At 45.6% G+C, this 19753-nt stretch carries 15 protein-coding genes; 5 read left to right on the top strand and 10 right to left on the bottom strand.

Features of this window, described 5'->3' with window-relative positions; genetic code table 11:
* Window positions 1-142 precede the first annotated feature (142 nt).
* The 4 genes from ASD40_RS19935 to ASD40_RS19920 are packed head-to-tail and all read left to right on the top strand — an operon-like array spanning window position 143 to window position 5148.
* Complete coding sequence (locus ASD40_RS19935; protein WP_057304893.1) at window positions 143-1963, top strand: cache domain-containing sensor histidine kinase; 1821 nt, start codon at window positions 143-145, stop codon at window positions 1961-1963.
* A complete protein-coding gene (locus tag ASD40_RS19930; RefSeq protein WP_057304892.1) occupies window positions 1960-3588 on the top strand; it encodes a response regulator in 1629 nt (542 codons plus the stop codon). The genes ASD40_RS19935 and ASD40_RS19930 overlap by 4 nt, the downstream gene beginning before the upstream one ends.
* Before the next feature lie 52 nt (window positions 3589-3640).
* Window positions 3641-4075, top strand: a complete 435-nt coding sequence (locus ASD40_RS19925; RefSeq protein ID WP_047677233.1) for a hypothetical protein — start codon at window positions 3641-3643, stop codon at window positions 4073-4075.
* Window positions 4075-5148, top strand: coding sequence for a phosphodiester glycosidase family protein (locus ASD40_RS19920; protein ID WP_057304891.1), 1074 nt, complete (start codon window positions 4075-4077; stop codon window positions 5146-5148). The genes ASD40_RS19925 and ASD40_RS19920 overlap by 1 nt, the downstream gene beginning before the upstream one ends.
* Window positions 5149-5491: 343 nt before the next feature.
* Here the strand turns inward: ASD40_RS19920 and ASD40_RS19915 are convergent, their stop codons facing one another.
* Together ASD40_RS19915 and trmL are read right to left on the bottom strand one after the other, a co-directional pair.
* Window positions 5492-5746, bottom strand: coding sequence for an AbrB/MazE/SpoVT family DNA-binding domain-containing protein (locus tag ASD40_RS19915; RefSeq protein WP_047677456.1), 255 nt, complete (start codon window positions 5744-5746; stop codon window positions 5492-5494).
* Between the two features lie 183 nt (window positions 5747-5929).
* On the bottom strand, window positions 5930-6394 hold the full coding sequence (gene trmL / locus ASD40_RS19910; RefSeq protein WP_057304890.1) for a tRNA (uridine(34)/cytosine(34)/5-carboxymethylaminomethyluridine(34)-2'-O)-methyltransferase TrmL: 465 nt from the start codon (window positions 6392-6394) through the stop codon (window positions 5930-5932).
* Window positions 6395-6537: 143 nt separating this feature from the next.
* Between trmL and ASD40_RS19905 the strand changes: the two genes are divergently transcribed.
* The gene (locus tag ASD40_RS19905; protein ID WP_047677301.1) at window positions 6538-7251 is read left to right on the top strand and encodes a response regulator transcription factor; all 714 of its coding nucleotides are present in this window, start codon (window positions 6538-6540) and stop codon (window positions 7249-7251) included.
* A gap of 819 nt (window positions 7252-8070) precedes the next feature.
* Here ASD40_RS19905 and ASD40_RS19900 read toward each other — a convergent pair.
* The 8 genes from ASD40_RS19900 to ASD40_RS19865 form a co-directional block, all read right to left on the bottom strand.
* Window positions 8071-8706 carry an SGNH/GDSL hydrolase family protein gene (locus tag ASD40_RS19900; RefSeq protein ID WP_057304889.1) on the bottom strand — a complete coding sequence of 212 codons (636 nt, stop codon included), beginning with the start codon at window positions 8704-8706 and terminating at the stop codon, window positions 8071-8073.
* Window positions 8707-8738: 32 nt separating this feature from the next.
* On the bottom strand, window positions 8739-10937 hold the full coding sequence (locus tag ASD40_RS19895) for a glycosyl hydrolase family 95 catalytic domain-containing protein (RefSeq protein WP_057304888.1): 2199 nt from the start codon (window positions 10935-10937) through the stop codon (window positions 8739-8741).
* A gap of 15 nt (window positions 10938-10952) precedes the next feature.
* Window positions 10953-11831: a carbohydrate ABC transporter permease gene (locus ASD40_RS19890; RefSeq protein ID WP_057304887.1), complete on the bottom strand. Its 879-nt coding sequence runs from the start codon at window positions 11829-11831 to the stop codon at window positions 10953-10955.
* 15 nt (window positions 11832-11846) lie between these two features.
* Window positions 11847-12803 carry an ABC transporter permease gene (locus ASD40_RS19885; protein ID WP_057304886.1) on the bottom strand — a complete coding sequence of 319 codons (957 nt, stop codon included), beginning with the start codon at window positions 12801-12803 and terminating at the stop codon, window positions 11847-11849.
* 109 nt (window positions 12804-12912) lie between these two features.
* Complete coding sequence (locus ASD40_RS19880) at window positions 12913-14547, bottom strand: extracellular solute-binding protein (RefSeq protein WP_057304885.1); 1635 nt, start codon at window positions 14545-14547, stop codon at window positions 12913-12915.
* Window positions 14548-14743: 196 nt separating this feature from the next.
* Window positions 14744-17062, bottom strand: coding sequence for a helix-turn-helix domain-containing protein (locus ASD40_RS19875; RefSeq protein ID WP_057304884.1), 2319 nt, complete (start codon window positions 17060-17062; stop codon window positions 14744-14746).
* 589 nt (window positions 17063-17651) lie between these two features.
* On the bottom strand, window positions 17652-18419 hold the full coding sequence (locus ASD40_RS19870) for a Cof-type HAD-IIB family hydrolase (RefSeq protein ID WP_057304883.1): 768 nt from the start codon (window positions 18417-18419) through the stop codon (window positions 17652-17654).
* 31 nt (window positions 18420-18450) lie between these two features.
* Window positions 18451-19611: an ROK family transcriptional regulator gene (locus tag ASD40_RS19865; protein ID WP_057304882.1), complete on the bottom strand. Its 1161-nt coding sequence runs from the start codon at window positions 19609-19611 to the stop codon at window positions 18451-18453.
* Window positions 19612-19753: the final 142 nt, after the last annotated feature.

Below are 19753 nucleotides of genomic sequence, written 5' to 3'. Positions count from 1 at the left end.
ACGATTATGTAACTATACCCTAAGTATAAAGCCCTTGTTCTTGGCAAAACACAGATTATCGTGATGCATTAGGTGGAATTTGTTGACCTCTCCTGCTACAATGTAGGGTGAAAAGTCTAAAAAGAAACCGAGTTGATACACCTTGTTTCGTCATAGTATACGTAATAAATTAATCCTTTTTCTGCTCATTGCGACCTTAGTTCCATTCACTACATCCATTATTGTTTCTTATATATTCACCAAGGAGAAAGTCACAGAAGACACAATTACGAATAATTCGGCCCTGATATCTCAAGCAAAAATGAATTTATTGAACTACTTAAATGGTGTTGTCCAAGCATCCACTACGATTTATACAGGTCAGTATTCATCTGTTGGTTATCTATACGATATTCTGCAAACCGAGCAAGAAATCGACTACATGAGTGATAAGGTTATCAAAAGCGGACTGCAGGTCATGTCCCACTCGGTTAAAGAGATCAAACAAATTTATCTTTACGCCTCCGTTAGCGACCGTTCTTATTTAGCGAGCAGCGACATTCAAGGAAGCACGATCGGTAAATATGAATCTCTTCGGCAGTTCCCCGAGAACAAAACCGTTTATTTTGAAACCACTCATGAAAGCCATAATTACAATATTGCACTTAATGTGTATTCTGCTCCAACCCCTGTCCTATCTATGCACCGTAAAATTATGTACTCCCCAAGTAACGTCTCGATTGGTGAGCTGATCATTGATCTTCAGCTGAATCTAGTCTCAGAAATATCTCAAAGCTTATTCACCCATGACCAAGAAGAACTGTATATCCTGGATGATAAGGGGTTCATCGTGTTCGGTCCTGATGTTTCTAAATGGGGACAACCTCTTGAAGCAAGCTGGGGGAATGAGGCGATTTATAGTGATCTCCAAAAAGGTTCCTATGAATGGAAAAACGGCGCTTATGCGGGGATAAATATTTATGAAAAAATGAAAACTGACTATGTGAACTGGACGATCGTGAAGCGGCTTCCCTACGAGCAATTAACGAAAAGTGCCAGACAGTTAACGTTAATTAATTCTTTGATCCTTACTCTGTTTATGTTGATTGTCATTGCCGGAACCATTTATATCAGCATTAAATTTACAGAGCCTATCAAACAATTACTTCGTTATATCACACGCATACAGGCGGGACAAGTTCAGTTAGGCCAATTGAATGCCGATATCGAGCTCACTCGAACGGATGAAATGGGCATTCTCGCCAATCGATTCCATGGCCTGATGCAAGATTTAAATCAAATGGTCATGCGCGAATACCGCTTAGAGCTTGCAAACAAATCGAATCAGCTCATGGCACTCCAAGCCCAGATCAATCCGCATTTTCTGAATAACGCACTGCAATCTATCGGTACATTAGCTTTACAGCACGAGGCTCCAAAGATTTACGCTTTAATTTCATATCTGGCTAAAATGATGCATTACAGTATGAACACCAACGAATCGGTTGTTCCTTTGCGTAAGGAAATTGAACATATTAAAGCTTATCTCGAGCTGCAAAAACAGCGATTCGAGCATCAATTTGAAATTATTTACGACATCGAAGAAAGCACAAAAGCAATCTCTGTACCCAAGATGATCCTTCAACCGCTTGTGGAAAATTATTTTAAGCATGGTTTTAAACCAAGTGAAACCACAGGCTTATTACGTATTCAGGCAACGATGCCTACAGATCGTGAGGATGAATATTTAAAGCTCATTATTGAAGATAATGGGATTGGTATAACGGAGGAGCGGTTGCGCGAGGTAAAAAGCCGACTGAATACCCCTTCCATAACCGATGCAGCCTGTATTGGACTTAGTAATGTGCTAACCCGAGTACAGCTCTATTTTACCGATGATGCAACTCTCGATATTGAACATGTACAACCACAAGGTCTTAGGATTGTCATTCACATTCCTATGAAAAGGGAGCAAACGGAATGAAAGCATTACTTGTCGATGATGAAAAGCATGTGCGCGACGCCATCCGTCTGCTAGTCAACTGGAAACAGTATGGCATAGAAACCATTCTGGAGGCCCAAGATGGTGAATCGGCCATTGATATGGTGAACACCCATCATCCTGAGATTATTATGACCGATATGATGATGCCCATTATGAATGGTGTAAAATTGCTTGAGTGGCTGCAAACGCATGCTCCTGACTCGAAGACGATCGTCATTAGCGGCCATGACGACTTCTCTCTACTTCGCCATACGTTGAAGTATGGGGGAACGGACTATATATTAAAGCCCATTGATCCCGAGCAGTTAAATGAAGCGTTAGATAAAGCCATTCAGGCTTGGAATAAGGATGAGGAGCTTCGTCATACTAATCGAGAGCTGAATATTGAAATGAACCAAATTAAGCCCATGTACTGGGACAAGCTGCTATCGAACTTAATTGCCGAACCCTCCGCCTATGATCAAGCGGCCGAGCAGCTCGAGAAAGAATTTCATTTATCTCGGACAACCCGAGAATGTCGTGTTGCTATTTTATCTTTAGATACGATGGAACGCAGTGTGAAGAACAAATTCAGTCATAATCTGGATTTACTGTTCTTCTCTCTCATTAACATATGTAATGAATTCCTCATTAACGATCAGCGCGGTTATGCATTCCGCCATTGGAACAGCGATAACGAAATTGTTTTGCTTCTATGGAAGGATCAATCTGGCTCTGAGGCATTTCTAGCTAAAATTAATGATGGGATTCGCACCGCGCTTCATACCCGCGTGGACTTCGGTATCGGAAGCTCTCGCTCCTTCCCGACGGATTTGGCTTTATCCTATCAGGAAGCCCGTGATGCTCTCAGACAGCGCAATCTCAAATCCAAGGAAACTTGGATTCACAGTACATTGAATACTGCCAAAACGATTCAGCCTGCGCTTACTTTCAGTCAATACGAGGAACGAATTCAACTCGCTATTCGCAGTGGCAGCATAGACCAAATTCAAGAAACGATTCAAGCATGGATGGATGCCGTTAAACTGAGTGAAGCCATTACACTCGAACAGCTCGACCATTGGTGGCGGGAGTATAGGGTGATGAAGCGCCGTTGGGTGCAGCAATTTTTCTCTAACATTAGTGAAGATCAGGTCAAACAGCTGCTCCTGGATGAGCCATCCAGTTTAATCGTTCCGTTGGATGAGTACGGGATCCTTTCTCTCTCATTGTGGCAGCAGGAACTCACTCGGAGTATTGTTCACTTATCGAAACTGCTTCTTGAGAGTCAGCAAAAGGACAAAAGCGTTATTTTTGAAATCGCCGAGTTCCTTGAGAAGCACTATCACGAAGATGTCTCTCTTCAGGACATCGCGAATCGATTCTACCTCAGCCGCGAGTACATCTCACGGAAATTCAAGCAAGAGTTCGAGGTAAATCTCTCTGATTATTTAGGTCAAATTCGCATGAGTAAAGCAAAGGTCTTGCTGCGTAATCCACATCTTCGGATTTCACAAGTAGCTGAGATGGTCGGTTACCAGGACGAGAAATATTTCAGCAAAGTTTTCAAAAAACTAGAGGGACTCACCCCAAATGAATATCGAAAAACAGCGAATTCTATCTAAAATTCTGTAAAAAATATGGAATATGTTATACTAGTAAATAGAGGTGATTTTCATGAACATGCCCATCGAGACTACGACTGCGAATTCTTTCCCTCGCGCCGCTTCGAAGGCTACCAAGGTAAGAAAGAAAACGTACGTATACTTGTTTGTGGGTTGGGTCATGCTGATCGCAATCGGAGTCGCCGCTGCTATGATGTACACAGAGCATTTGAGGCAAAAAATTGCAACCGATATCGCACAGCAAACCCAGCAACAACTGCAAGTGGTTCAACAAGACTATCAGAAGCAAGTGACCCAATTAAAAGATAGTGTTACGACAGATATGAAAGCTTTACAGACAAAGGTAGACTCACTGAATGAATTACTGGCTTTCACGAAGGACAGCGCTAACAGCAAAACCGATAACAGCAACCAGCTCTATACGCAGCTTGCCGACGTAAAGAAGAAGCTGGAAGAACTGCAAAAAAATCTGGATGTGTTAAAGTAATGAACGTGATCAGCATTCAACAAATCAACCGCGTCCTTCTTCTTGCATGCGCCCCGTTTCTGGGGATGCTGATTTGGCTGCTCTTCGTTACGGCGAATGTCCCTATCAGCCCGTTGATACATAAGGCGTCTACGCCGATCTCTTTGCATCAAGAAACGCTTACGCTTGATAACTTGCTGACCAAAGCGAATAGCGACGCTGTGCAAACCAAATCCATCATTCAGCAATATTTCGAGCTTTATGAGAAAAGTGCCGCAGAAGTAACGGCCATGCTCCAGAACGCTGCAGCACAAGCTGCGATACCCGGGATTATCTATGATACACGGATAACAGCCAAGCTCGGCAGCCCAATTCGACAAGCTTCATCTGGGAATATCGACTTAAAACTTTTTGCTTTGAATGAAAGCAACTATAAAGGTTATGCTCTTAAAGTAAACCTTAAGAGCGATAAGGCCATCAAACTTGTGCTTGGCAAGGATAAAATTGGCTCCAGTGAAACAACGCTGGATGCAGTCACACGTTATGGGGCTATCGCTGGTGTGAATGCAGGGGGCTTCGCCGATGATAACAAAGGCAAACGCTATCCGCTCGACACAACCATGATGAATGGGAAGTATGTGAATGGCTTCTTTCCTACCAACAACGATACAACCTTCATTGGCCTGAATAAAGACCGCAAGCTCATTGGCGGAAAGTTCAGTACTCAGTCTGAGCTAGACAAGTTGAACCCGATCATGGGATCTACCTTCGTTCCGGTTCTCCTGAAGAATGGTAACAAGATGTCGATTCCCTATCAGTGGCAAAGCTCACCGGCAAGAGCAGCGCGGACCATCATGGCCAACTACAAGCACGACCAGCTTTTGTTTATTGTGACCGACGGCTATGACGAAAGCGGTAATTCTGGAGCAACACTTGCTGAGCTGCAGGACAAAATGCAGCAATTAGGCATTGTGGATGCGTATAACTTGGATGGGGGCGGCTCCACCACTTTAGTCATGGGGGGCAGTGTCATCAATCGCCCATCTGATGGGAAGCTTAGACCGCTAGCCACCAACTTTCTATTTTTTAAATAACCGAAATTATTCACACTTTATTCGTTTCTTTTTTTAGAATGGTTGGGTATAATAAGCCTTAACTATGCTCTAGGATCCCCAAAGCTGAAAGACTTTTAGCACGCTAAAAGATCCCAAAGCTGAGAGACTTTTAGCACGCTAAAAGATCCCTATATTAGGAGGTGCAGCAATGTTTGGTTTATCAGCAACATTTTGGCTCGTTAATACCGTTTTTCTATTATTCATCGTCGCTATGATGACGGCTTCCTATAACGAGGACAAAACAAAAGGTTTATAAACAATTGAAATGCAACAAAAAAAGCATCTGTTTTCTCCGCTTGGAGAAACGATGCTTTTTCTTTTATTACGCTCTAACCTTTAGCAAGTTCATTTCAGTTACACATACGCCGCAAATATAGCGTTCTTTGAATTCACTAACACTTTCCATACTTCCGCAAAACACACATTTTGGACGATATCTCTCTAGTATGATATGGTCACCCTGCACCAAAATTTCGACAGGATCTCCTTCATTCATTTGATATCGCTTTCTTAATGATTTAGGCAGTACAATACGTCCCAATTGATCGACTTTACGAACGACTCCGGCTGGCTTCATCATAGGACTTCACCTCTCTTCCGCTCACGTTTTCCATGCCCTCTACTTCATCTAGCATATCTATACGGACTGATACGGATTACTATTCGCCGTTATTTAAGAAACTCCTGCTAATGACATGCTGAAACTTTCTTTTCCTGTCAAATATGTCGGCTCAGCCCTAATATTGATAGGCCTTAAGTTCTAATCAAGACCAACGAAGCCGGTCTGCCGCAAGCCTTCATACAGCATGATCGCTGCCGAATTCGATAAATTGAGCGATCTGACCGCATCTGACATTGGCAACCGCAGCAATGTTTCGGGATGCTGAGCTAACAGTTCCTCAGGAAGTCCTTTGGTTTCTTTGCCAAAAACAAAAAAATCTCCGTCCTGAAATGTAAAATCTGTGTAACGTTTGGTTGCCTTCGTTGTTGCAAAGAAAAAACGATGCTCTTTGTAAGCCTCTAGCACCTCATCAAATGAGTCATGATACTCGAGCTTAACGGAGTGCCAATAGTCCAATCCAGCGCGCTTTAACGTCTTGTCATCCGTCTGAAAGCCTAGCGGTCTAACCAAATGGAGATATGTGCCGGTCGCTGCGCAGGTTCTGGAAATGTTACCTGTGTTTGCAGGAATCTCAGGTTCTACTAATACAATATGAAAAGCCATCTCTGTCAAATTCACCTCATTCTCTATCCTATTATAAGCGAATACGGAATGCAATTTTACACAGGGTTAACTTTATCTTAATATCTCGATGATAGAGCGCTGTCATAATAGAGTTATCCTCGATAAAAGGAGTCCACCCATCGATGAAAAAGAAAATCCTAGTTGTTGATGACGAACCTTCCATTTCCATGCTTATAGAATTCAACTTGAAGCTTGTAGGTTTTGAAGTCCATTGCGTATTCGATGGCGAAGCTGTCTTCGATGCCATCCAAACGTTTCGTCCCGATCTCATCGTTCTCGACTTAATGCTTCCGAAGATGGACGGGTTCCAAGTGTGCCGCAAGCTTAGAAACCAGAATAACCTTGTACCCATTATTATGCTTACAGCTATGCAGGATCTCACGGATAAAATTGCCGGCTTGGATAACGGAGCTGACGATTATATGACCAAACCCTTTTCACCGCAGGAGCTCATTTCTCGTATACAGGCCATACATCGGCGAATCCAAACCTTACCGTCCTCGACAGAAAATGCGCCTATCACGATTGGCCAAATCGCCATTAAAGCCGATCAACGCGAAGTTATGGTGAATGGCTCCCCGATTGAACTTACACCTAAGGAATTCGAGCTGCTGCTCTTCCTGTGTAAGCATCGCGGCAAAGTCCTTAGCAGACAGCAGCTTCTCCATGGGGTGTGGGACTATCACTTCCTCGGAGATACCCGCATCGTCGATGTTCATATCTCTCACTTGAGAGATAAAATTGAGAACAATGCACGCAATCCGGAATATATTATGACCATCAGGAACGTTGGCTATAAGCTAACTGAGCCTGTTGTGAAGGAATCGTTGGCTTAAAGGCCTCTTCGTCAGGATTGAATCCATATCCCCCAAGTCTGCGCTCGGGGACCCGTTTAACGCGGTTCGATACGGAAAATAGGGCAACTGAAACTGCTTATTTGTTCGAATAGCTCTTGTTATGGATACTTAAGCAAGCTATGTTTGCTTATTGACCGCTAATGCTCTCAGAATGTCATGTTTTTGCAGAGCATAAGCACGATCTGTGGTCTTATCTCACGAAATACCTCGATAGTTAGAAGGAATTAGCACACCTAGCTTGCCTATTCATTCCTTAGCAAAATGTAGATATTATAAATGACCTAGCCGAAGGCTAGGTTTGTACGCGAGATAGACATGGATATGTTTTACACGCCAAATAAGCTATAAAGCACCTCCATCTCCCACTGTGCTAGTGGAATTGGAGGTGCTTTTGCGTAAAACTCGGGGCGTTCTCAATTATGCGAACACTTTTGAGACAGCCTCTTTTTTTCTAAGACTAACCAATCAACATACAGCTGTTCATTAAGGAAATGGGTGCGAAATCAACTTCAGCTTCATCTTTCCCAGCTAAAGGACTGGAGCGACGTTAATCCCCGAAAAAGATTGAATTTGAAAATCTAATGGACTCGACAGCCCTTAATCGACTTAAAATGATGAAAATAAGATAGATTGAAACCGAATAACAGCGCTGAAGTCCGTAAACTCGGAATCATCGCTCCAAATAGGCTGTTAAGGGCATCCAGGTCCGTTAAACGTCTATTTCCGCTTGGCCTCATTAGCTGTGTGCGTTAATTGGTCCGTCGTAGTTTTTTTACTATGTACGCATATATAAAAGTTTTATATTGCCACTCCGACCGCCTTAAGCCAAGCTTTGGCTATTAGCGCATGTCCTGCCGGTGACGGGTGCACGCCGTCTGGTGCCCAGAAACTGGAGGGTGCGAGCATCGAAGCCTGTGCGAATATACCGTCCAGCGGAACCAAAAGGGCACCAAATTCCCGTGCTAACTCCCGCACGACATTAATTTTGGGATCTAGATCTTCACGCCACTGCTTACGGTCTTCCGGCACTGGCAACACGAATGGCTCGATCATAATCAGCTTAGCCCCGAGTTCCTCTTTCGTGCGGACAAGCAGTTCCCGGTAACCTTCTTCGAATTGTTCCACAGATGTAGGATCGTTCCGGTCATATCGTCTCCAGCAGTCGTTAATACCAATATAGATGGAAACCCAGCTCGGCTGTAGTGCGATGCAGTCCTGTTCCCAACGAGACTGCAGATCTTTCACTCGATTCCCGCTAATCCCCCGGTTCAGGAATGTAACCTGTTGTTCCGGATAAGATGAACCGAACAGCGCTGCTGTCATCAGCGCATACCCTTTGCCCATATCAGCTGGATTTTCCCTCACCCTGCCGGCATCCGTAATACTGTCACCTTGAAATAATACGATGTCACCTTGCTTGAATGGCACTCCCATTTGCACATCCTCCTACTTTGAATTTAACCATTTTAAAATCCGTAAAGACGCCAAGGCTTATGTCCGCCGAAATAGCGGGCAACCTTTCGCGGTGATTCCACGGGAAAGATCCGCCAGTCAGGCATCTCCGTACCTCGGGAAAGAATCGCTTCATCCCCCTTGTTCAAATCCAAAATGATTTCGTCTTCACCCGCTTCTACATAGACGGTATGCTCGGCAACTCTGGTTCCGGATATCGTCCAGTGAATTACACCGGTCCAGCCTGTCTTGATGATACACGGCTCCCCAGCCAAACTCTTCACTCGAATCATTTGGGTTTCACCATCACGACGTACCGCGCTGATTAAGAAAGCTCCTTCAGTTCGCAAATTTTCGAAAGACGCATCTTGCCACTCGCCCGGCACAGCTGGGAATACGCGTATCTTGCCGCCCCAGCTTTGAAGCAGCATGTCGTGGATTGCTTCTGCACCGGCGAGGGGCGTCTCGATGACAGGCCCTGCTTCTTTATACATTGTATTCGGTTTCAAGATCAACATCAACGATTGCAAATAAAGCAATGCCTCATCTCCTGAGCCGAGAATAGCTGCTATAGAAGCCGCCCCAGTAAGGCTGAAGCCGCGTAAGTCGCCTTCCTTTCCGATCCAATGACGAAGCGAGGTTGCGATCAGCTTCCGGTCCTCTTCCTTATCGCAGCCGATCAAATGAAGTGGAAAAATCGCAAGCAGATGACTGAAATGTCGGTGACCGTATGCTAGAGGCATGTCATGTCCAATCATAAATCCCGTCTCATCTACAGGTAACGGAGTCAGTCTTTCCAGAACTTCCTTCCATTTCCCGGTAAGCGGATCTTCCACCGTCAGCCGCTGGCATATTTCCAAAAGGGTCAGACAGCCCCAGCGCAGCAAAGCAAGATCGTAATGCGCGTCGCGCACCTTCGTTTTCATAAACGAGCCATATTCAGGTGAAATGGTAGGCGGAAGATGCAGACAACCGTCATCGCCTTCTTCAAGAATGTGAAGATAATAGTTCACGCTTCTGCGCAAAAGAGGAAATAAGATGGTTTTCAGCATCTCATCATCCATGCTATACCGATACTGGCGCCAAACATTATGACAAATCCAGTTCAAATTCCCTACTTCATCATCTACCTTGGCCCGCAAATCATAGCTGCAGCTGCGACCAAGTCCTGAGGAATCATGCCTGTAGGACTCCGAAACATTGGTTATTAGATTTTCCCTGTTTTCGTCTAATGCGCGAACAAGCGACATCCCTATGTCCAGTCTATTTGCGGTATACACCGGTGAGTAACTCATTTGCACATTCATATTGAACCAAACACCAGGCCATGGCGTTGAAGTTAGCCATGGGCCTTGATTATCAATCAATGGATGATCCGCACGCGTGGCAGAAGCCAATTTATACATTTGTATCCAATAGAAGCTTTGGAGCCGCCCATCCGGAACCGAGACGAAGCTTTGCCGATAATAGTTGTGCCACCAAAGGCGGTGAACGCCCACCCATGCATCGAAATCAACGCTAATGGCTTGAACAACCGCTTTCACCGCTTTATCAACCGCAGCTTCATCATGCCCATTAATAACGGAAAGGAAGCAAACTCGGCGATTCAGCGACACTTGCACTTCCTTCCAGGCAGTTACACAGCCATCCTCGCCTGAATATCGCTGAATGCAAAGGTTCACCGTATCTCTAACCGTTTTTACCACATCAGTTGCAGGTATATATTGATTTAAATTAAAGCCATCCGCATTCTTCAGCACGTGATCAACTTCCGGGTAGGCGTACCACGCAAACTGAGTACCACGCTCCCCTTCTGATGTCTCCATCTCGATGGCCATGACCGGTTCCTCGCTATGGACAATGGAACGAAGCTTTACCACGCCCCGGGTCGTCGTCAAATTAGCACGAAGCTCCGCGTTCCATAAGTCTACCCGCATGCTTGTCGGATGATAAATCATACCTTCCATCTCGAGGTCAAGCTCACCTATGGGCACGCGTGGAGGGAAGCCGGGTTTGTCGGTCCGGTTTGCCGTCACATCTGTGCGTCCTGTGACAAAACGGAGCACGTGCCGTTTCTTCGCATTTTCCTCCCCATACACCATCGCGCCGATCGAGCCATTACCAATGAAGGCCCCTTCATCCCAACTGACTGGCTTTACAACCCATTCCATATCATTGTCGGCCATAAAATGTTCCCATTCCATATCATTCATTGCAAGCAGCCTCCCCTATCCTTTTATCGCTCCAATCAGAGCGCCTTTAACGAAATATTTTTGGAGAAAGGGATAAACAAGCAGAATCGGTACCGTTGCCACAATAATAGTCGCATATTTCAACGTAACCGAGAGCATTGCCGAGGCGCCGTCCGAGGCCCCTAAGTTTGAGCTTGCTTCCCCTTGGAGCAAAACTTCTCGGAGGACGAGCTGCAGCGGATAGAGTGACCGGTCCTGCAAGAAAATCATTGCATTGAACCAAGAATTCCAATGACTGACACCATAATACAACAACATAACGGCAATAACCGGCATGGAAAGCGGCAAAATGATCCGGAACAAAATGACAAAGTCATTCGCGCCGTCTATTTTGGCCGACTCCTCCAACGCATCCGGAATCGCTTCGAACGCAGTTTTCATCAGAATAAGATTAAATGTGTTAATCGCTTGAGGAATAATGAGCGCCCATAACGAATCAACGAGTCCAACTCCTTTAATCGTCAAATAGAGAGGAATTAGTCCACCGCTGAAAAACATGGTAAACACGATAAACAGCAAAAGCGGTTTACGGTAGGCTAAGCTTTTCCTTGATAACGCATAAGCCCCAAAAGCTGTAAGTACAATGTTGAGAAACAGACCCACCAGCACAACAAAAAACGTATTCCCGTATCCTTTCAGGATCATGGGGTTTCGAAACACGTTCGTGTAAGCATCCAGTGAAAATCCGAGCGGCCGCCATAAAATGCCTTTGTGCGCCATCAGAGCTCCAGCGTCACTAATAGAGGCAAACGCGACATAAACGATTGGATATATCGTAATGATCATCAAGAATGTCAAGAAAATCACATTGATAGAATCAAAGCTTTTTTCTGACAATGTTGCCCGGTTCAGCATGATTATACCTCCTTTCTACCATAAGCTAGTATCATTTAATTTTCGGCTTAACCAGTTGGAACAAATGAGCAGAATAAAATTGATCATCGAATTAAACAAGCCAACCGCGGAGCTGAAGCTATAATTGAAGTCTTGTAAACCAACCCGGTACACGTAAGAAGATATGACATCCGCCGTTTCATATGTGCCTGGATTATAAAGCAAAATGATCTTTTCGAACCCGACATTCATCATTCTTCCAATCTCCAAAATGAGCAGAATGATGATCGTCGGCATTAAGCCGGGAAGCGTCACATTCATCATCTGCTTCCACCTGCCTGCGCCGTCTATTTTAGCCGCTTCATATTGCTCCTGATCAATGCCGGTCAAAGCTGCCAAGAAGATAATCGTTCCCCACCCGATATGCTGCCACACGCCTGAAGCTACATAAACGGAACGGAAAAAGCTCGGTTCAAGTAAAAATGTCGTCCGTTCCCCGCCGAAAAAGACAATGATGTCATTCATGACGCCGTCGCTAACGGTGAAATCTTTGATGATGCCGCAGATGACAACTAGTGAAATGAAATGAGGCATATACGTAATGGTCTGAACCGTGCGTTTAAATAAGGCATGTCTCACTTCATTGAGAAGAAGCGCTAGCACGATCGGTGCCGGGAATCCGAACAATAGCTGATAGAAGCTGATAAGTACTGTGTTTTTTATTGTCCTCCAGAAATACGGCCCAGTGAAGAATGCTTGAAAATGCTCAAAGCCTACCCAATCGCTCCCCCAAATGCCAAGGCGTGGAGAAAAATCCTTAAAGGCGATAATAGCACCATACATCGGTCCATAATGGAAGATTACATAATAAAGCAGCACGGGAAAGAGCATCACATAAAGCAGTTTATTTTTACGAATATCGATCAATATCCCTATTCGGGATCTCTTTTTCGGTATGAAGGTACTGACCGTTTCAGGACTGATTGTGTTCATTTCTCTGCTCCCTCTCTATCCTCGGGCTAATTCCATGCAGGTGAATACAAGCCACTTACCAAAGGCTGGCTTATGATTCCGTATTCACCTGCAAGATGCCCAAAAGGTGTTATCTTTTGTTATAGCGGTCAAGCGCATCCTGATAGATTTTTGTGACCTTATCGATACCCATTTCATTAATGCGTTTTACGTACTCATCGAACTTCTCGATGGGTTCCTTGCCCATAATGAATTTCACGAACATTTCTTCTTTATAGCTCGAAATCGCTGTGTTCAATTTGGCAACTTCCTTGCTTTCGTCTATTGTTGGTGTAATGAAAAGCGGCATAACATGCTTGGCTGCATCCGTTTCACCCCAAATTTTAATCGCTTCGTCCTGCTCCTTGAACGTATTGAAGCTTTTTCGGGAGTCACCTAGAAAAGGACCATTCGGCTTCGTATACTGTGATACCATTTGTTGAAGATTAAACTTCTCATTTTTTGTAATTTTCTCGCTAAATTTAGGGACATTGTTTTCCATCTTGTAGCTTTCGCCTTCAATACCGAAGTTGAATAACAAGCTGCCTTTTTCACCATAAGCATAATCCATCCATTTAACCGCGAGCTCAGCGTTCTTCGAATCGCCTGACACGGCTTTACTGGCAACCGGATTGTACTTGAAATCACGCTGACCGATAAAAGCGCGTTCCCCTTGCTTCAAAGTCGGATATGGAGCTGCAACTAGTTGGAATTTCGGGTTTTTCTTTTTCCCAGTATCCATCCATCTACCCATGCCTCCGCTTAATAAACCTACGGTTGCTCCCGCACTGTCACTCATTAATTTGTTGTCCAACGCTTTGGAATCCGTATTAAGTGCAAAGTCTTTATCAAACAATCCTTCCGCATACCATTTACGCAGCAGAGTCAAAGCATCTTTAAACTGCGGATCGATTGGACCGTATTTCACCTTTCCTTGATCATCGATATAGAACCGATTAGCCGTTTTGAAAGCGCCAATGAATGCGTCCTGGATGTTCAGCTCACTGGTATACTGGGCGGTAAATGGTGCGGTTGCGCCTTTCTTTTCTTTGAAAGCTTTTAACACCGTATACCATTCATCGATCGTCGTAGGAACCTGCAGGTTCAATTCATCCAGCCAGTCCTTGCGTATCATTGGCCCTCGGAACACTAACCCATTATCAGGACGAATCATCGGAAATGCGTAATATTTGCCGCTGTCCGTTTTGATCATCTTGTCTAATTCCTTGTCCTGCTGAAGCAATTTCTTTAAGTTCGGCGCATTCTTGTCGATCAAATCATTGAGTGGAAGAATGACTTTATCGGCAATCGCTTTCTCGGGTCCGCCTGGATAAGCGGCAGTCCCGCCTCCGCCCCAATTATATTCAATAACATCCGGTAATTTATTGGATGCAATCATTAGATTAAACTGCTCCTTCGATTGCCCGTCAGCCGGATGTGTATACTTCACTTTCACACCGGTTTCTTTTTCAAGCTGCAAGCCGAACGGCGATTCCGCCAGATTAGGAACAAAAGATGCCAAGTTGGTGTCGATCTGTTCCCAAGACGTTAACGTTTCTTGCGTACTAATTGGATACTTAGCTCCAGCCGCTGTTGGGGCAGCAGATGCTTTAGGTGAAGTCGTGCTCACACCTGCCTCTTGTTTGGAACAACCAACGAACACACTAGATGCCACTACAACGCTTAATGCCATACTAAAAGACTTCTTGTTCACATATTTTCCCATGTAAATCCCCCTCAGATGAATTGCTTCTAGGCACTTCGGTGCACCGTGGTTTCATTATGTAACGAAAACCATGAATCGGATATCGTTAAAACCGAAACTGCATCATTAAAATCGATAATAATCAACCTTCAATTTACGCAATCGCTATGTAAAAACGGAAAAGCCGCGCAAGCATGCTTGTACGGCTTCTTTCATGTCATTGAATATCCTTATATTTGCCTGGAGTAATGCCCTCAAATTTCTTGAAAATCCGATTGAACGTATTCATGTCCGAGTATCCGACTTTTTTCGCAATGTCCGTGACAGATAAGACTTGAAGAGAAAGCAGCCGCTTGGCTTCTTCTAATCGGGTTCTGCTAATAAAATCAAGCAAGGCTTCACCCGTCTGTGCTTTGAACTGTTTGGATAAATAGGAAGGCGTTAACCCGAACTTATCGCCTACCATGGAGATGTTCAGATTCTCCTCAGCGTAATTGCTTTTGACATATTCCATTACCTGTTGGCTAAGTTGGTTGTGATCCTGCCCACGGTCCTCTTGAATGAATTGGCACACCTGACTCAGCACTTCTCGAATCTGTACCTTCATTTCTTTGATGGTTGAACTGCTCATCAATCGGTCGATTGGGTCCGTTTTTACGATTAACGCTCGATTATTGCTGCTCGTACCGATTTCATCCATCGTTTTTAGCAGCGTACTTATCAAATCAAACATGAGACACTTGGCGAGCGGAACGGACAAGGACGCGTCCGATACGTTAATCTCGATGATTTCGTCGATAATTGCACTCGATTTTTCAAAATCCCCTGATTTCACAAAATTGATCAGCTGATGCTCTACAGGTAATGGATAGTAGTAACTTCTGGATTGCCTAACCGTTTCTGAACTCGGTAAATCATCGTACCCAATAATTTCCCCGCTCCCCATAACGAGTCGGTACTCTAAGGCTGCCAAGGTTTGCTGGTAAGCTGGTGGGATCCCATACAGCTCCTGATGGATGCCGCTGATCGCCACAGTCAAATGGACATGGAAATGTTCTAATAAGAATGATTTCACCTGATCGGCAATACGCTTCAACTCTTGCGAATCCGGATCTGTCCCGAAATTTACGATGCACGCTTGCATATTGTCTACTTCCGTAATGAAGGCTTGATTGTGATGACCGATCACTTCTTCAGCGACATTCATAATAATGAAATGCAGCATTCTCACTTTCTCAGGAGCGGCATACTCGTCAATCTCAAACTTGCCGAAATGCTCGATGTGAAATAACAAAACGGCAAAATACGGTGAAGCCAAACGAATATCGTGGGCAGCAAGCAATTCGTGTATCGGGACATTTTGTTCCAAACGGCCTTTCAGCAGCCCCTGAAGAAAATGCGAACGAATGGCATCACGATGCTGATGCAGCCGCCTATCAATCTGTTCTTTTTCCGCAAACGTATTATTCAACGCATCTTGTAAAAATCCGTATTCATTCGAGCCTTCATGAAAGGATATCCCTGATTTCACAGAAAAGCTCCGAATCAGTAGGTTGATTGGGTTATAATTTTTTCTCAAAAAGAGATAAGTGACAAGTCCCCCCATGATAAGGCTCAAGATTACACTGGCATAAATCAGCTTCTTCATGTATTTCATCTTGTCATCATATAATTCGGCGGGAATCGTTGAAATGTATTTCCAACCTGTGCTGCTTGAGGTGATATAAGAAACGGCTGCCCTTTTACCGGAGTCCTCGCTAATAAACATCCCATTTTTGCTAGAAAGTTTGTTGTAATCCAGAAAGTCCGTTCTAGCTTCAAAGCCAGTTGAAGCAATTAGACGGTTTTCCTTATCGAGTACCGCTATCGAGGTTTTATCCGACGTGGATGGAATATTATCCAGCAGCTTGGAATCCTTAATGACAAATAAAATGACTGCGCCTGGATGATCTGGGTTGGCGAGTATGACGGATTTGGCATACATCACAGCTTTGACTGCCTGGCCGTCTTCCCTAAACGTAATGGGGGCATACTCCTGGATGTAAGGCTTATCAAAAAACTTCGCCCACTCCTCGTAGCTCATCCCGTCTTTCTCGCGGATCTTTTCAAACAACATACGGCTGTTCGTGTGATCACGTGTGGATATAACCGTGTCGCTATTCCGGTAGTAGATATAGATTTGCTCAATAAAATCATTCGCTGTCTGGTACACCCGCAGATCGTTGGCAATGCTAACCAAATCGTAATAGTCGCTATCGGTCAATGGCTTCACCGTATTCATAAAACCAGTTACCATCTTGCTTAAAGCGATTTCCAAGCTTAACCGCTCAATACCGCGAAGGCTATTATCAATCGCTTGCTCCATCTGCTCTAGGGCTGACTTGTTCGCACGGTTGACTTCCGATTCCACAACATGCCAGGCAGCTGCGTATAGAATCCCGCTAATGATAATCGGGATAAGAAGTACAGAAATATAAGATATGAGCCACGTGACGATAACACTGCGTTTGTTGAAGCGGATTCGAGCAAGATTCATTGGATTACCCCTCATTGCCATGTTGTAACTGCTTTCACCACCATTATACAGAAAATATGGCAGGATTGAAGAACTTATATTGTATATAAAAGGAAAGTTGGAATCGATCAGTATGTAATTACCTCACTAATGCGTGAGGAAGCCAGCGAATTTATCGAAATCAGGCAACTCATCGAGGGGAAATATCCGTATCTCATGTAAATGAATTCAAACATTCTCAACATGCAGTGAGTATCTTTCGAGCGGAAATCCGATCCTGCACGCGAAGGCTTTACTGAAAATCTTCGAACTTCTACTATTTAATTTGTCGGATTACCGCTTTGTGGTCTTTCTTCTGGGCATCTTTTCACTTGTGTTTAGCTTGTGGGGATTACCCAAATCCGTCTTTGTTGTGAAATGGCCAGTACGTGTTGGGTGACAAATAAGTTTTGAAGTGCAAGAAACCAGCAAACTCAAGGGTTTGCTGGTTTCTTTCTTAAAAATAAATTACTTGCCATTTGGCCTACCACCTCAAGCCGGTTTTTATGGCTTACTGGCTTTGTTTTCGCCTTGCCTTTAAGCCGGCACCAGCCCCCGTCGGTGCCGATCCTTATACAATCGACCGACACTCGGCTACGTCCAAGCCGAAAATAAATTTTTGCACCGCCTTGGCGACACCATCCTCATTGTTGGAGGAGGTAACGGCATCGGCGATCGCCTTGACGTGCTCCTCGGCGTTGCCCATCGCTACGCCGAGCCCCGCCGCCTGCAGCATCAGCACGTCGTTATCGCTGTCTCCAACCGCCAAGACCTGCGTCATGTCGATGCCGAGCAGTCGGCAAACCTCCCGCACGCCGCTTTCCTTGGTGATCCCCTGGACGGAGATCTCCACATTGACCGGTGCGGAAGCAGTAATCTCCAGCCCGCCCCAGCCGAGCAGCTCCTCACGGATGCGCGCAACTACCGCCAAATCGTCATGCTTCATGCCGAACTTCATCCAGTCGGTTTCAAACAGCTCTTCGCTCCAATTACGCCGGCTGGACAAGCTCTCCACGGAATAGCCCCAGAAATGCGCATCCTCGCGGAGAGCCAACTCATGCAACCGGCGAACCGTTTCGCGGGGCAAATGGGTGCGGGCCATCAATCGGCCTGGCCCTTCCCAGATCTCCGCACCGTTTAACAGGACCATCGGGGAATCGAGCTCCAGCTCCTCCCAAAAATGGCTGGCCGTCTGCACACCCCGGCCCGTGGAGAACATGACGGTTACCCCATGGTCCACTGCCTTACGCAGCCACTTCTTCGTTTCTTCCGTCACCTGCTTATCGTCAGTAAGCAGCGTGCCGTCCATATCCAAAGCTAGCAATTTATAATGCGACATTTCCTCGTTCTCCTCCGTACACTCCTTCCGATTACAGCGACAGGCTATCAACAGGTACCTCAAATACGCGCTTCAACACCAAACCCGCGGCCAGAGCCGCTTCGTTCGGTTTCTGCCGCATGTAATTGAGCCGCACCCCACGGCACGTTTCCGGCACGTTAGCCATAATCCGCTCGTCCATGACCTGGATTAGCAAATCGCCAAACGACTCAAGCAGCTTGCCCGTCATCAGCACCTGGTCGGGATTTAGAAACGTCACCACGTTGCTAACGGCCAAGCAGAGCGCCGTCACAACGGTTTCGTATAGTTCTGCCATCCGCGGCTCGCCGGTACGAACGCCTTCAGCGAACTCATCCAGCGTCAATCCGGCATTCATTGCCAGTCCGCTTGTTGATGCAAGCGTAGTCAGGCAGCCCATTCCCCCGCAGTGGCAGCGGTAAACGTTGGCACCCGTGAAAGCCTTGTAATGCCCAAATTCCCCAGCTACGAAATTGGACCCGGTCACCAACTGATTATCGGCTACGATCGCGCCGCCTATGCCGTAATCGAATTTCAGCGTTATATTGTTCGACGAGCCCCTAAGGCTTCCATTCATGTTTTCATTGATCGCCAATAAATTAACGTCGTTTTCCAGATAGAAGGGCATATCGTACCTATTCTCCAGCCGCTCCTGCAAAGGAAACCGGCCCCACCCAAAACCAGGCAGTCGCAGTGCGATTCCCTGCTTGGAAACCACCAGTCCCTGAATGCTCAGGCCGATCCCTTTGATCCGGCTCCGTTCCGGAACTAGCTGCAGGAGCTCATCGATAACCTCGCACACGGTGGCGATAATATGGTCTTCGTTCACGTACCGATCTACCGGGCGCCTGGCTTCGCCGACAAGATCGTAGCGAAAATTGTGCAGGGCCCCCTGGACATATTTCCCCGCGAGTTCGATGCCGATGGCGAACATGTTGGCGACATTGATCGTCAGCGGAACCGGCTTGCGGCCTCCGCTGCTTGCGCCGGGCGTACCCTCGATTACGATATCCTCCAGCAGCAGCCGGTTGACGATATTGGTCACGGTTTGCTGAGTCAGCCCCGTTTTGTCGGCCAACTCCACGCGGGATATCGGTCCTTCGGCAAAGATCAGGTGCAGCACCTTCTGCTGATTAATCGATTTGAGCAGTTGCTGGCTGGTTACTCTAGTCATTCGCTTTTTCACCACTCCTTTTGGCGTTCCGGGGTGTATACACAATTTAAGAGACCAACCATTTGGCGAAAAAGCTTCGTGATTTCGGGCTGCTATGTTACTCAATAATGGAGCCCGCATGCGGCATTTTACCTGATCGCTA

It is taken from the genome of Paenibacillus sp. Root444D2, assembly GCF_001426375.1.
Taxonomy (GTDB): Bacteria; Bacillota; Bacilli; order Paenibacillales; family NBRC-103111; genus Paenibacillus_E.
This window is presented reverse-complemented; position numbering and strand designations above follow the sequence as displayed.

Bases quoted from the DNA above. Each gene is read 5' to 3' on its own strand.
- ASD40_RS19930 (WP_057304892.1), top strand. From the start codon at position 1,960: ATGAAAGCATTACTTGTCGATGATGAAAAGCATGTGCGCGACGCCATC.
- ASD40_RS19925 (WP_047677233.1), top strand. From the start codon at position 3,641: ATGAACATGCCCATCGAGACTACGACTGCGAATTCTTTCCCTCGCGCC.
- ASD40_RS19920 (WP_057304891.1), top strand. From the start codon at position 4,075: ATGAACGTGATCAGCATTCAACAAATCAACCGCGTCCTTCTTCTTGCA.
- ASD40_RS19915 (WP_047677456.1), bottom strand. From the start codon at position 5,746: ATGAAGCCAGCCGGAGTCGTTCGTAAAGTCGATCAATTGGGACGTATT.
- trmL (WP_057304890.1), bottom strand. From the start codon at position 6,394: ATGGCTTTTCATATTGTATTAGTAGAACCTGAGATTCCTGCAAACACA.
- ASD40_RS19905 (WP_047677301.1), top strand. From the start codon at position 6,538: ATGAAAAAGAAAATCCTAGTTGTTGATGACGAACCTTCCATTTCCATG.
- ASD40_RS19900 (WP_057304889.1), bottom strand. From the start codon at position 8,706: ATGGGAGTGCCATTCAAGCAAGGTGACATCGTATTATTTCAAGGTGAC.
- ASD40_RS19895 (WP_057304888.1), bottom strand. From the start codon at position 10,937: ATGAATGATATGGAATGGGAACATTTTATGGCCGACAATGATATGGAA.
- ASD40_RS19890 (WP_057304887.1), bottom strand. From the start codon at position 11,831: ATGCTGAACCGGGCAACATTGTCAGAAAAAAGCTTTGATTCTATCAAT.
- ASD40_RS19885 (WP_057304886.1), bottom strand. From the start codon at position 12,803: ATGAACACAATCAGTCCTGAAACGGTCAGTACCTTCATACCGAAAAAG.
- ASD40_RS19880 (WP_057304885.1), bottom strand. From the start codon at position 14,547: ATGGGAAAATATGTGAACAAGAAGTCTTTTAGTATGGCATTAAGCGTT.
- ASD40_RS19875 (WP_057304884.1), bottom strand. From the start codon at position 17,062: ATGAATCTTGCTCGAATCCGCTTCAACAAACGCAGTGTTATCGTCACG.
- ASD40_RS19870 (WP_057304883.1), bottom strand. From the start codon at position 18,419: ATGTCGCATTATAAATTGCTAGCTTTGGATATGGACGGCACGCTGCTT.
- ASD40_RS19865 (WP_057304882.1), bottom strand. From the start codon at position 19,611: ATGACTAGAGTAACCAGCCAGCAACTGCTCAAATCGATTAATCAGCAG.